A 13,381-nucleotide genomic window follows, 5' to 3' on the forward strand; every position below is an offset into this window, starting at 1 on the left:
GGAGTGTGGAAGGGATATCAGGCAGACACGGCGAAGCGCGCGGCGGTCGCGGCGCGGTGCAACGCGGCGGCCAGGCGAGCGTTCTCCGGGGCGTTGAACGCGAACGCGGCACGGCGGCGGGTGTATCCGTAGGTCAGACCGCTGTGCGGGTCGGCGAATCCGTCCGAACCGGCCGAACCGGTGTGGCCGAACGCGTGCGCGCCGAGAAACGGATACAGCAGAGCCTTGGCCTCGAACCCCAGCGCGTAGGGGGCACTATCACCACGCACCAGATCAGCACCGCTGGAGTGGATGGCCGAGATGATGGCGATGGTGTCCAGTGACAGCAAGGGCTCCCGGTCATCGATTCCGGTGATGGCCGCGGCGTACATCGCCGCGATGCCGTGGGCGCTGCCGACACCACCGACCGACCCCTGGCCCAGGCGGCGTACCGCGGCGTCGTTCGGCAATGCCATCACATTGGCGGCGGTGAAACCGCGAGCGTTCAGGTTGTAGGAGATCCCCGCGACGCTGTGCGAACTGGGGGAATTCGCGGCGAAAGCGGCGTTCATCTCCGGGGTCGCCCGCCACGGCAGGATCGGCCGGTAACGATGGTCGAACTCAGCCGGCAGCCCGAGATAGACGTCGAGATCGTAGGGAATTCGGATGCGCTGCTCGAACAGTTGCTGGATTCCGGTGCCGGTGATCGCGCGCACCACCTCCCCCACGATGGCGTGGGTGACGAAACCGCCGTAGCCGTGCGCAGTGCCCGGTTCGAAATACGGCCGTTGCCCGATCAACCGCTCGGCGATGACGCGTTCATCGGCGAGTTCGGCGACGGTGAATCCGCCGTCGACGCCGACGATCCCGGAGCGATGGACCAGTACATCCCGCACCGTGATGCGCTCTTTGCCCGCAGCGGCGAAGCGCGGCCAATAGTGTGCGACCGGCCGGTCGACATCGAGTGCACCGTCCTGGATCAACAGAGCCACCACCAACGCCGCGGCACCCTTGGTCGTGGAATGGAGGCCGGTCAGGGTGGTGCCCGAAATCCCTTGTCCCGCCCACAGATCCACCACTTTGCGGCCGCGGACGAAGGCAGCGAGTTGCGCGCCCGATTCGCCATCCTCCTCGGCGACCACGGCGGCGAACTCCGCGCGCACGTCCCCGAATCCGGCGGCGACGGTGCCGCCGACCTCGATCGTGTTCACAATGACGTCCTCTCGACAAGCAGTACCCGCGGACTCGCACCGATCCGGTGCTCATCGGCTGCGACAGCCGCGGAATGTGTTCTGCTGCCCTGACGTTCGGCACGAGCAGAACGTGACTCCCGTCCTCGATCCCTGCCGACGACGCGGTGCGAGGTCACACTTCCCGGTGCTGCGTCGTCAGGGAGGTGGGACACGATCGAGGAGGAACCGTGCGCGATGCACAGCTGCTGGCCGACAAGTTCGAAGAAGACCGCACGCATCTGCGAGCGGTCGCCTATCGAATGCTGGGTTCGACTACCGACGCCGAAGACGCGGTGCAGGAAGCATGGCTGCGCTTGGCGCGCACCGACACCGCCGCGATCGACAACCTCGGCGGCTGGCTCACCACCGTCGTCGGACGGGTCTGCCTGGACATGCTGCGCTCGCGCAAGACCCGCAACGAGGAACCGCTCGACACCGACCGGCTGCCCGATCCGGTGATCACGAGCGACACCACGCCCGACCCCGAACACGAAGCGCTACTTGCTGATTCGGTAGGCACGGCACTCCTTGTCGTGCTCGAATCACTGAGCCCGGCCGAGCGACTCGCGTTCGTTCTGCATGACATGTTCGCCCTGCCGTATGAACAGATCGCTCCCATCGTCGACCGCACGCCGCAGACCGCCAAGAAACTGGCCAGCCAAGCCCGCCGCCGCGTCCAGGGCGCCACACCCGGCCCGGGCGCGGACCTACCGCGAGGGCGCCGGGTCGTCGACGCGTTCCTCACCGCCGCACGCGGCGGCGATTTCGATGAACTCCTGCGCCTGCTCGACCCGGACGTGGTGCTGCGCGCCGACGCCGGCGAGGCGATGCGGGTGATTCGCGGCGTAGCCGCAGTCGGCGCACAAGCGGAAACCTTCCAGCGCATGGCAACGCTGTGCATGGTCCATCCCGTCCTGGTCAACGGTCACGCCGGACTCGTCAACACCCTGAACGGCAACCTTTTCTCGATTATCGGTTTCACCATCACCGACGATCGCATCATCGGCATCGATATTCTGTCCGACCGCGAGCGACTCAGCACGATGGATCTCAGCGTCATTCTCCGATGACCCTCGACACCAACAGCCCCGCTGCCAGGCGGCTTACCGCGCGGACGAACTCGAGGCGCCGGTTCGACGAGGCACCTGCATACCGCTAGCCGTAGAGCCGAGTGAAGTCCTGCCCCGGATCGACATTGGGGACCGTGTAATCCGACGAGCTCCCCTCGACATGGGTCACCTCGACCGTCGGCTCGGGTTCGGGAGGCAGCGTGCGCCACTTGGCGCGTGGATCATCGTCCTTCGTGTGATCATCGCTTGTCGACATGATGCTCCCCCTCGATCGTGTCATCGCTCGTCGGCGACGAATTCTCCTGCTGCCGTAGAGTTTACGCCAGGTAGCCTTCGGTGACGCGCTCACGGATTCACGGGAAGGATCGGCGGGACATAGTCGAAGGTTGTGCCCAGCAATCGAACCAGCAGCAGCACCACCGGCAAGTGAATCACGAACTGCAGCACCGTGAATCCCATGAGATCACGTGCCCGTAGGCGTAGTACCGCCAGCAACGGCACCATGAAGAACGGGTTGATGAGGTTCGGCAGCGCCTCGGCCACGTTGTAAATCTGCACCGTCCAGCCGAGATTCATCCCGAGATCGGTCGATGACTGCATGACGAACGGGGCCTCCACCAGCCATTTCCCACCTCCCGACGGGATGAAAATGCCCAGAACAACGGTATAGAGGGCGATCACGACGGCGAAGTTCCCACCACCGCCGATATGGGTGAAGAACGCCGCCAGATGTTCGGAAAGGGTAAGGCCGCCCCGCCCTCTCGCTTTGGAGAGAATGGCCGCTATCGCCGCGTAGAACGGGTACTGGACGAGAATCCCGGCTGTGACAGGTACCGCGAGCGACACAGCCTGGAGAAACTTTCGCGGCGTTCCGTGCAATGCCAGGCCGAGCATCAGGGATACGAGCAGATAGCAGTTGAGGCTGCTGACGACCGTGAGCACCGGTTTGCTGGTCAATTGGGAGACCAGCCAGCCCGCGGTCAACAGGCAAACCAGGATCGGCAGGACACGGCTGTACTCGAGCCATTCGCCCGGACGCGAGCGCGGAGCGATCTCGGCGGGCTCATCGTCGAGATCGATACGCAGTTGTTCCGCGGTCTCGATCGAGGCGCCCTTGGGAGCGGAGAAGTACGCGATCGTCACGGTCAGGGCCATCAGCACCGCGCACATGAGCAACGACTGCCAGGTGAAGATAGTGAGGCCGAAGTCGAGCACGCCGGTGATCTTCAGCAGCGCCGGTGGCAGCGAAGTACCCGTGGCCTGCAGCTGCGCCGCCGAGGACGAGATGCCCAGCGCCCATACCGAGCCGATTCCCATGAAGGCCGCCGCGCCGAGCGCACGGTAGTCCACCCGCAGGTCGGCCCGGCGGGCAATGGCGCGGGCCAGCAGACCCCCGAATACCAAACTCAGCGCCCAGTTCAGGATGGAAACCGACATCGACAGCAGCGCAACGAAACTCACCGCGCCCGCCGCGGTGCGCGGTACGGCGGCCAGCCGGTCGATGAGCCGAGTGACCGGTGGCGAGGTGGCCAGAACGTATCCGGTCAACACCACCATGGCCATCTGCAGCGTGAACGCGGTCAGATCCCAGAAGCCGTCACCGAACGCATCGACCACGGTCTTGGGCGTCGAACCGTTGACCAAGGCCGCGACAGCCACGAGGATCAGCCCCGCGAGTGCGATGACGTACGCGTCCGGAAACCATTTCTCCGTCCACCGGGCGAGCACCTGCGCGATGCGCGCGAGTCCCTTCTCGGAGTTGGTGTCTACTGCGGGAGTCGCCATCGGGGTGTTCCTTCGTTCTTCAACACACGTCGAGCGTCACTGTGACGCCCTGCCGCGCAGGGATCGACTCGCTATGCGGTCAGCGGGCGAGGTCGGCGGGATCGGTATTCGCCCCGCACAGCACGATCCCGACGCGTTCGCCGGGCCGAGGCCGGTAAGCGCCGGTGAGCAGGGCTGCCAGTGCGGTGGCCGACCCATGCTCGACGGCGAGGCGATGGTGCCGCCACAGCTGGCGGCGGGCGTCGATGATCGCCTCATCGCTCACCACGACCGAGCGGGTGTCGATGCTCTTCGCCCAGGCCAGAGCGGAGGGCGAGATCCGGGGAGCGCCGAGGGAATCGGAAGCGACCGAATCGATCTCGACAGTGCGCACCGTGTCCGCGGCGAGGGCGGCATGCAGGGCCTGGCTGCCCTTCGGTTCGGCCCCGACCACCCGGATGCTCAATTTCTCCGCGACAGCGGCGATTCCGGAGAACATCCCGCCCGCACCGACCGCGCAGACCACGGTGTCCAGGTTCGCTCGCGCGGCGGCGAGCTCGAGCAGGATGGTGCCCGCTCCCGCCGAGGTCAAGGCTTCGTCGTAGACATAGGCCTCGATGGCGCCGCTCTCATCCTGAAATCGTCGTGCCGCGTCTCGGGCGTCGGCCCTCGTCGCGCCTGTCATCCGCACCTGGGCGCCCAGCTCACGCAACCGCCGCACCGTCGCCGCGGATGCCGACCGGCTCACGAACGCCGTCGCGGGCACGCCGAATCGGTTTGCGGCCCAGGCGAATCCGATGGCGGCGTTGCCCTCGGTGGCCGAGACGATGCCCGCGTGCGGCATGCGATCGGCCTCCAGTAGCGCGGCTACCAGGTTCGCCGCGCCCCTGGCCTTGAACGAGCCGGAGTGCTGCAGGAATTCCAGGGCCAGGCTGACGCCGCCGCCCGGGGCGAGTTCGGCGTCGGCCTCGATCACCGTGAGCGGCCGGACGATTCCCGCTATGCGCCGGGCGGCCGCGGTGACGTCGTCGAATACCGGGGTCCGCGAACCCATCACCCCGAACTCCTCCTCATACCCGACCGCACGGTCTGCGGGCCGAGCGAGAATATCAGCGCTCGACGTCGACCTCACCACCCCGCTCGAAATGCCGCACCAGCGGCCAGTCGATCGGCACGCGCCCGGCCAGCGACAGGTAGGAGTCGAACACCGCCAGCGCTATCTCGGCCACCACATCGATGAATTCGGCGTCCGAGAGCGCGGCGCGGGCCGCGGCCACCTCCTCATCGGTCACCGCACCCCGGCGGCGAACCAGTGCCGCCGCCCAGGCCAATACCTCGGCCTGTTTCGGATCGGACGCCGAACCGGAACGGGCGTCGGACATCGCCTGGTCACTCAACCCGCCAACTCGTGCGGCGAGGAAACTGTGTGCCGAGAGCACATAGTCGCAGCCGTGTTCCTGAGCCAGTAGCAGGCCCAGGCGAGTGCGGGTATCGGGGTCCAATGCGCTTTCGGTGCACAGGGAATCGGCGAGAGCGAGATAGCCGCGCATCGCGGCGGGACTGTTGGCCAGCGCCTTGGCGATATTCGGCGTGATGCCGAACAGGCGCTGGGCGGTGTCGAACAAGGTTCGTGTCACGCCGGTGGCGGCCTCGGGCTCGAGCAGCGGCAGCGGCGGTAGCTCGGTCATGAGGCCAGGATGATCGCGGACGTTGATACTTTTGCGATGCGTCCGCGATGGGTGTTGGATGTGACACGACAATGGACGTACGTTTTTCGATTCTCGGGCCGGTCGAGATAAGTATTGGCGGCCAAGCGGCGACTCTCGCGCCGCGCCACCGCGGGGTACTGGCGTACCTGCTGCTCAATGTCGATCGCGTCTGCACGATCGAACGCCTCATCGAGGCGGTCTGGGGTCTGGACGAACCCGATACCGCCCGCGCCCAGATCCACGCCGCGCTCACCTCGATCCGGCGGGTGCTGCGCAAGGCCGAGGCGGCGCAGACAATCCAGACCCACGCAGCCGGATACATCGCGCGTCCGGGGCCGAATCAGTTCGATCTCACCGATTTCACCGTGCACGTCGCCGCCGCCGAGCAGGCGGTCGAGCCCGCCGACGCGGTCGCGGAACTGCGTGCGGGACTGGCACTGTGGCGCGGTGACGCGCTGGGCGACCTGACCGCCGCCTATGTCGTCAACGCCCGCGCCCGGCTGCATGAGCAGCGGCTCGCCGCCATCGAACGACTAATGGACCTGGAATTGTCGCTGGGCCGGCACCAGCAGTTACTCGATGAACTCATCGCCCAGGTCGCCGAGAATCCGTTGCGGGAGCGGCTCACCGGCCAGTTGGTGCTGGCGCTGTATCGCTCGGGCCGCCAGCGTGACGCGCTGGCCACTGCCCGAGCGCTGCGCACCGCCCTGGTCGAAGATCACGGGCTCGATCCGGGACCGGCGTTCAGCGATCTGGAACAGGCTGTGCTGCGGGGAGATTCGGCACTGCTGCTGCCCGCTGCTCCCAAACCGCATCGCCCCGAGCCGCCGCAACCAGCTCCGCAATCGGCACCGACTCGCCCGACCAGTGCATCGCCATCGCCGCACACCGGCCCGACCGCGGCCTCCTCCGCACCGGAAACGCCACCGACCACCGCGAATTTCCTGCCCTACGATATTCCCGACTTCGAGGGCCGCGCGGCCGAGTTGGATCGACTGGGCACACCCGATCAGCGCGGTCCGGGCGGCATCGTCGCCATCGACGGCATGGCGGGAGTGGGCAAGACCGCGTTGGCGGTCCACGCCGCTCACCGTCTCACCGACCGGTATCCCGACGGACAACTGTTCGTCGACCTGCAGGCCTATGCGGCCGACCGCGCCGCCGTCGCCCCGGCCGCCGCGCTGGAAATACTGTTGCGCCAGTTGGGAATCCCCGCCGATCGCATCCCGCTCGACGAGGGCGAGCGCAGCGCGCTCTGGCGCAAGGAACTGGCGGGCCGCGCGATCGTCGCGGTCCTGGACAACGCCGCCGACGCCGATCACGTGCGCCCACTGCTGCCCGCCACCACCGGCAGCCTGATCCTGATCACCAGCCGCCGCAGGATGATCGACCTCGATGGCGTGCACGCGGTATCGATCCCGGTACTGCCGCCGGGCGATGCCATCGGACTGTTCGAACGGATCGTCGGCGCACGGGCCGCGGCCGAGCCGGTGGCGGCGCTGGATGTGTTGCAGCTGTGCGGATTTCTCCCACTGGCGGTTCGGATCGCCGCGGCCCGGCTGGTGCACCGCCCGCAGTGGAGTGTGGGCTACATGGCCGATCGACTGCGCGACGAACGGCGGCGGCTGGTCGAGCTGGCCACCACCGAACGTGGTGTGGCAGCGGCCTTCGCACTGTCCTACGGGCAGCTCGCCCCCGCGCATCAGCGCCTGTTCCGGCTCCTGGGCCTGCATCCCGGCCGTGACATCGACCCGGCCGCCGCGGCCGCGCTCGCCGATCTGCCGCACGCCTACGACGCCGAACCACTGCTCGAGGAGCTGCTGGACGTGCACGTCGTCACACAGCACGAACCCGGGCGCTACCTGTTGCACGACCTGCTGCGCGCTCACGCGGCCGCGATGGTGACCGTCGACGAATCCGATACCGCGCGGCAGGCCGCACTCTCGCGGCTGTCCGATCACTATCTGCATACGGCCCGGGCGGCGGTGGATCTGCTGTTTCCGCACAGCGCGTCCGACCGCCACCCATTGCCGCCGGCCACGGATCCGATCACCGCAGTGGACGGTCCCGACCGTGCGGTGCGCTGGTTGCACGCCGAGCGCGCCAATCTCATGGCGGTGATCGTGCATGCCGCGGATCATGATCGGCCCGAGTTCGTGCGCGATGCGGCGGTGACACTGCGCCCGTACCTCGACGGATACTTCCACCACACCGATGCGGCCCGGCTGCACGCGGTCGCCCTGGTGGCGGGGCGCAGACTGGGTGATCGCTCCGGCGAGGCGCGGGCACTGGCGGACCTGGGCTGGACGCACTGGCGACGAGGCGAATACGCCGACGCGACAAGATATTCCGAACACGCGCTGGCCGTCGCCCGGGCGAACGGGGACCGATTCGAGGAAGCACGCGCGCTGAACACCCTCGGCAATGTCCGTTGGCGCCAACGCGAGCCCGACGCGGCGCGCGACTACTTCCGCGATGCACTCTGGATCACCCGCGAAATCGGAAACCGCGGTGGCGAGGCACATGTGCTGGGGAATCTCGCGTTGGTCCTCGGGCAGGACCACCACACCGAGGCCCTCGACCATCTCGAGCGCGCACTGGATCTGCACCGTCAGGTCGGCAACACCCGTGGTGAGGCATTGGTGCTGAACAAGATCGGCACACTGTATCGCTGGTGTGGACAACCGGATCGAGCCCGCGAACACCACGGCCGGGCACTCGAGTTGTACCGCTCGCTCGGTACCCACGGCGACGAGGCCGCGGCCTGGAATGGGCTGGGACATACCGCCCGCGCAGGTGGCGATGCGGCACAGGCGATCTCCGAACACGGCACCGCACTCGAACGCGCGGTGCAGACCGGGAACGTGCCCGAAGAAGCCGACGCGCACGAAGGGCTGGCCCGCGCATATCTGCTGTGCGGGCAGCGGGATCAGGCCCGCGAGCACGCCGAATCGGCGCTGCGGCACTATCGGGCACTCGGCCTTCCCGAGGCCGAGGGTGTGCGAGACCTGCTAGCCGAAATGTCTTGAGCGTCAACCGAAATACCATCGCGTCGTCGCAGGTGCGATAACCGCCGGACCTCACGGCCTCCGATGTGAATCCGGCTGCGGGCAGCTCACATCGCCGAGGCCATAGCGAACGCATCGGCGAAGTATCGATTCGGCACGGGACGCTGTGACGGTGCGAATCGCGAACCGACTCCCCGCCGATCCGGCGAACCCTACGGTCGCGTTTCCGCCGCCCGGATCAACGCATCCGGGCGCCGCATACCGAAACACACCCGACTGGAACAGGATTCACCATGACCACCACCGCACCGCAGCCGACCGGCTCGCGACTACGCAACCCGGCACAGCTGGTCCCGGAGATGGGCGCGGTCGTCGGGGCGCTGTTCAAGGCCACCGGCAACGGCTCGGTACCGCAGACCACGATCAGCCTGATCCAGTTGCGGGCCGGGCAGATCGTCGGCAGCACCTACCTCGTGCTGTTGCATGTGGGCAGCTTGAGCAAAGCCGGCGAGTCCGGCGAGCGCATCGCGGCCGTGGCCACCTGGCAGGACGCCCCCTGCTTCACCGAGGCCGAACGCGCCGCGCTCGCCCTGGTCGAAGCAGTCCTGCAGCCTCACGCCCAGGGCGAGCGGGTGTCCGACGAGCTGTACGCACACGCGAGTGCCCACTACGACGACAAGGCCCTGGCCACCCTCGCGATGGCGATCGGGCAGGTGAACTTCTTCGTCCCGGTAGCCCTGATCGGCAAGCCGATCCCCGGGGTCGCCCCGGCCGCACAGTGGACACCCGTTGCGGCACAGTAAATCCCACCTCTGAGAACCCGGCCCGATCGACTGCCCCTGGCTGACAGGGGTGTCGATAGGTGTGCCCTGTCATTCCCCCACCGCATGTGGGATCGATTCCCGGACAAGGGAATTGCGTAGCTATCAGGAGAGAAAATGCATATCGCGTACGTTACCGTCACCATTATCGCCGCCGCCTGGGTTGGCTTCTCGGCGTTCTCGCTGTTGCGGCGAGCGACGTTCGTGACCGATCCACTGGTGGAATACGGTGTGCCACAGAGCTGGTGGACCGCGCTGGGCCTACTCAAAGCCGCCGGCGCGATCGGAATGATCGTCGGGCTGTTCATTCCGCTGATCGGTATCGCCGCCGCGATCGGACTGATCCTCTATTTCGCGGGCGCGGTGATCACCATCCTGCGTGCGCGCTCGTACAAGACGGTCGCCTTCCCCCTGTTGTATCTCGCCCCGGTCGCCGTGGCATTGGGATTGGGTGCCGCGGCCTGAGCATCCGGGCCGCCGCGCGCGGCCCGAGATGTCCACCACCACCGCCGGTTCGCGTGGCGAACCGGCCCAGCATCGACCTGTTCGAGGAACAACTATGACCCCGCAAACATCGGTCGACGGCGACGCGCCTGCGTCGCCCTGGTCGACGGTAGCGCGAACGATCGCTTTGCTCACCGTGCTCACCAGCGTATTGCTCACCGTCTTCGCCTGGCCCGCGGCACGGTCATTGATCCACGATGTGCCACTGGTCGTCGCCGGTCCCCCAGCGTTGCGCGCACATGCGCGCGCCACGCTCGATGAACGCCTGCCCGGCGGCTTCGACATCATCGAAGTCGCCGACACCGCGACCGCTGAACACCTCGTCCGCGACCGCACGGCATTGGGCGCAATCGATCTCAGCTCCGGCACCCCGCAGGTGAGCATCGCCTCTGCCGCCGGTCCCGCGGTGGCACAGGCCCTGCAGGGTCTGGCGTCCCATCTCGGTCAGACCGGAACCGGCGTTCCGGTCCGCGATCTGGCCGCACTGCCCGCCGATGATCCGCGCGGTGCGGGCCTGGCCACGGGCACCCTGCCGCTCGCCATGGGCGGCCTGCTCGCCGCGGTGCTACTGATCAAACTCGTCCGGGGAAGGATCCGCCGGGCCGTCGGTGCGGTCGCCTCCGCGGTGACCGCCGCTCTGGCCGCCGCCGCCATTCTGCAGTTCTGGCTCGGCTCGTTGAGCGGTTCCTATCTGGCCAACACCGGTGCGATCGCGCTGACCATAGCGGCCATCGCGTCGACCGCCCTGGGACTCGAATCCGTGGTCGGATCCAAGGGAATCGGGATCACGGCCCTCGTCATGCTGCTGATCGGCAACGCGGTCTCCGGCGCGGCGACCGCGCCCGAGATGCTGCCGCGCTGGGCCGGGACGCTCGGGCAGCTGCTGCCACCAGGCGCCGGTAGTCGGCTAGTGCGGTCCACCGCGTTCTTCGACGGCCGCGGCGTCACGCATGCGGTAGTCGTTCTGGCCGTGTGGATCTCGCTCGGTGCGGCTCTGTACCTGGTCGGCGTCCTGCGACAACAGCCCCGTGCGCACACCGAGCCGGTAGCGGCGCCAGTGCCCGTGTAGGTCACGACCCGGCTGCGTGCCGGGCTGGTTCCGTTCGATTCACATGCCGGTCCCACCGGTGAAAAGGAAAGGAAACGACATGTCGAGAGCGGTCATCGTCGGCGGCGGTATCGGCGGGCTCGCGACAGCCATCGCATTGGCGCGGCGCGGCTGGGAGGTCGAGGTGCTGGAGCGCTCGACGCGGATCGAGGAGGTCGGCGCCGGATTATCGCTGTGGCCCAACGCACTTCGCGCCCTGGCCGCGCTGGGTCTCGACGAGACCGTGGGCGCCCGGGCGCGGGAAGAAGAGTCGGCCGGAATTCGCGACAGCAAGGGACGCTGGCTTTCCCGCACCGACACCGAGGCCATCCGAGCGCGCTACGGCAGTCCGGTCATGATCCATCGATCCGATCTGCTGGAGATTCTGCGCGCCGCCGTCCCGAATAACGCAGTGCGCTCCGGCATTTCGGTGACAGCGGTGCAGGCCGACGGAACCGTCGCACACTCGGCGGGAACCTCGGCCGGAGATCTGGTCGTGGGCGCGGACGGTATCCACAGCGTGGTCCGGCGTGCGGTCTGCGGTGCGATCGAGCCCCGCTACAGCGGATACACCGCATGGCGAGTGGTCGTCACTCCCACCGCCCCGGTCAGCGATATGGGCGAAAGCTGGGGTAGGGGCGAGCGTTTCGGCTACAGCACCCTTCCCGACGGCCGGGTCTACTGCTTCGCCACCGCCGATATGCCCGCGGGAACTCCGGGCGGCGGACTGGCCGAACTGCGCGCCCGGTTCGGGTCCTGGCACGACCCCATCCCCGCCCTGCTGGACGCAGTCGACGACACGGCGATCCTCAAACACGACCTCTACGATTTGCCGCCCCTGAAAACCTATGTGGCAGGCCGAATCGCACTGATCGGTGACGCCGCGCACGCCATGACACCGAACCTGGGTCAGGGTGCCTGCCAGGCATTGGAAGATGCGGTGGTGTTGGCGCACATCGCCACCGCCGATGGCGACCTGACGGACTACGACCGCCAGCGCAGACCCCGAACCCAAATGATTCTCAAGCGCTCCCGGCTGATCGGCGCGGTCGGCCAACTCTCCTCCCCCGCAGCAGTACTGGCGCGCAACGCGCTACTGCGTCTGGCCCCGCCGTCGGCCCAGTTCAACTCACTCGCCCCAGTCCTCGATTGGGAATGCTGCTGACCTGGACCGTCGAAGGAGTGTGGGCAACACGGGTCAGACCGCCGGGCCACACCTCGGCTGACTGATGCGATGTCAGCCGTTGTAGATCTCATTAACTGGGGCTGGTACCGCAACTGCGGTACCAGCCCCACTGTCGTTTTCGGGTTACGACCAATGTCCGGGCTGAACGACGTCCATCCAGTGAGTCGGCCAGGTGGCGAGAGCGACGATCGCCAGTACGACCAAGTGCACCGGCGCCGCGACGCTCTCCTTGGGTCCGTGGTGGTTGATGATGTGGGTGACTACGGCGCCGGTCAGCACAAGTATCAGCACCGTCGCGCCGAGGAATCGCGCCTGGTGGTACGGGATCACCAGTAGCAGCGCACACACGCCCTCGATCGCGCCGACGACGAACCGGAACCACGCGGGCCAACCCCAGTCCGCGAACTTGATCGAGTACGCGGGCCCGAAAAACGTTGGCCCAGGCCAAAACTTGGTCACCGCTCCCATCAGGAACTCGAGGGCGAGGAACCAGAGCAAGCCGGTCGCGACCCATCCGGGCCAGGTGTGCGCAATAGTCATACCGCCATGACCACCCCGAAAGCCGAAGTGTGACACGTCCAGCGACGGCACTGCACGCACCGCGAATTCCGTTGTCACGGTTGCAGCAATCCCACCGGATTGCCGTCCGCATCGGCCAGCGTGGCGATCAACCGGCCGCCGCCGACATCGCGCGGCTCGGTCCGCACCACGGCGCCCGCGGCCACCATGGCGGCGATCTGCTTGTCGATGTCCTCGACATGCCAGTAGCCGATCGGGCCGGTCATCCCCTGCTTCGCGCCATTGGGGTCGAGGGCGATGTCCTGTCCGGCGGCCCGATAACCCACGTAGTAGGGAGTGTCGGTAGTGGGTTCGCCGAGCAGCGCTCCGTAGAACGCCTTCGCCTTGACCAGATCGGTGACGGGGTACACGATGGTCTGCAGTCCTGCGGTCATGATTCGCTCCCTGGTTCGCGGTGCTGTTCGGGTTGTTCGCTCCGTTCATCTACCTGACCGGCGAAATC

At 67.3% G+C, this 13,381-nt stretch carries 13 protein-coding genes; 6 read left to right on the forward strand and 7 right to left on the reverse strand.

What is annotated here, in order from left to right; all coding sequences use genetic code 11:
• Window positions 1–17: 17 nt before the first annotated feature.
• Window positions 18–1,190 carry a serine hydrolase domain-containing protein gene (locus ACFC4D_RS22425; RefSeq protein ID WP_376066138.1) on the reverse strand — a complete coding sequence of 391 codons (1,173 nt, stop codon included), beginning with the start codon at window positions 1,188–1,190 and terminating at the stop codon, window positions 18–20.
• Between the two features lie 209 nt (window positions 1,191–1,399).
• On the opposite strand from ACFC4D_RS22425, the gene ACFC4D_RS22430 reads away from it, so the two are divergent.
• Window positions 1,400–2,281 (forward strand): sigma-70 family RNA polymerase sigma factor, encoded by an 882-nt coding sequence (locus tag ACFC4D_RS22430; protein WP_376066139.1) that lies wholly within the window; start codon window positions 1,400–1,402, stop codon window positions 2,279–2,281.
• 85 nt (window positions 2,282–2,366) lie between these two features.
• Here the strand turns inward: ACFC4D_RS22430 and ACFC4D_RS22435 are convergent, their stop codons facing one another.
• The 4 genes from ACFC4D_RS22435 to ACFC4D_RS22450 form a co-directional block, all read right to left on the reverse strand.
• Window positions 2,367–2,537, reverse strand: coding sequence for a hypothetical protein (locus ACFC4D_RS22435; protein WP_376066142.1), 171 nt, complete (start codon window positions 2,535–2,537; stop codon window positions 2,367–2,369).
• Window positions 2,538–2,626: 89 nt separating this feature from the next.
• On the reverse strand, window positions 2,627–4,066 hold the full coding sequence (locus ACFC4D_RS22440; protein WP_376066144.1) for a short-chain fatty acid transporter: 1,440 nt from the start codon (window positions 4,064–4,066) through the stop codon (window positions 2,627–2,629).
• Between the two features lie 79 nt (window positions 4,067–4,145).
• Window positions 4,146–5,099 carry a pyridoxal-phosphate dependent enzyme gene (locus ACFC4D_RS22445; protein ID WP_376066147.1) on the reverse strand — a complete coding sequence of 318 codons (954 nt, stop codon included), beginning with the start codon at window positions 5,097–5,099 and terminating at the stop codon, window positions 4,146–4,148.
• A 55-nt stretch (window positions 5,100–5,154) separates the two neighbouring features.
• The gene (locus ACFC4D_RS22450) at window positions 5,155–5,733 is read right to left on the reverse strand and encodes a carboxymuconolactone decarboxylase family protein (protein ID WP_376066149.1); all 579 of its coding nucleotides are present in this window, start codon (window positions 5,731–5,733) and stop codon (window positions 5,155–5,157) included.
• A gap of 71 nt (window positions 5,734–5,804) precedes the next feature.
• Between ACFC4D_RS22450 and ACFC4D_RS22455 the strand changes: the two genes are divergently transcribed.
• The 5 genes from ACFC4D_RS22455 to ACFC4D_RS22475 all read left to right on the forward strand — a co-directional run bounded on the left by ACFC4D_RS22455 (window position 5,805) and on the right by ACFC4D_RS22475 (window position 12,339).
• Window positions 5,805–8,783, forward strand: coding sequence for a BTAD domain-containing putative transcriptional regulator (locus ACFC4D_RS22455; protein ID WP_376066152.1), 2,979 nt, complete (start codon window positions 5,805–5,807; stop codon window positions 8,781–8,783).
• Window positions 8,784–9,055: 272 nt separating this feature from the next.
• Window positions 9,056–9,565, forward strand: a complete 510-nt coding sequence (locus ACFC4D_RS22460) for a carboxymuconolactone decarboxylase family protein (RefSeq protein ID WP_376066153.1) — start codon at window positions 9,056–9,058, stop codon at window positions 9,563–9,565.
• 135 nt (window positions 9,566–9,700) lie between these two features.
• Window positions 9,701–10,048 (forward strand): DoxX family protein, encoded by a 348-nt coding sequence (locus ACFC4D_RS22465; RefSeq protein ID WP_376066155.1) that lies wholly within the window; start codon window positions 9,701–9,703, stop codon window positions 10,046–10,048.
• Window positions 10,049–10,142: 94 nt separating this feature from the next.
• Window positions 10,143–11,156 carry a hypothetical protein gene (locus ACFC4D_RS22470; RefSeq protein WP_376066158.1) on the forward strand — a complete coding sequence of 338 codons (1,014 nt, stop codon included), beginning with the start codon at window positions 10,143–10,145 and terminating at the stop codon, window positions 11,154–11,156.
• Between the two features lie 79 nt (window positions 11,157–11,235).
• Entirely contained in the window at window positions 11,236–12,339 is a 1,104-nt protein-coding gene (locus ACFC4D_RS22475; RefSeq protein WP_376066159.1) for an FAD-dependent monooxygenase, read from the forward strand.
• Window positions 12,340–12,483: 144 nt separating this feature from the next.
• Here the strand turns inward: ACFC4D_RS22475 and ACFC4D_RS22480 are convergent, their stop codons facing one another.
• Both ACFC4D_RS22480 and ACFC4D_RS22485 read right to left on the reverse strand, forming a co-directional pair.
• Entirely contained in the window at window positions 12,484–12,900 is a 417-nt protein-coding gene (locus ACFC4D_RS22480) for a DoxX family protein (RefSeq protein WP_376066162.1), read from the reverse strand.
• Window positions 12,901–12,974: 74 nt separating this feature from the next.
• Entirely contained in the window at window positions 12,975–13,313 is a 339-nt protein-coding gene (locus ACFC4D_RS22485) for a VOC family protein (protein WP_376066164.1), read from the reverse strand.
• Between the last annotated feature and the right edge of the window lie 68 nt (window positions 13,314–13,381).

Source organism: Nocardia sp. NPDC056000 (assembly GCF_042269265.1).
Classification (GTDB): domain Bacteria; phylum Actinomycetota; class Actinomycetes; order Mycobacteriales; family Mycobacteriaceae; genus Nocardia.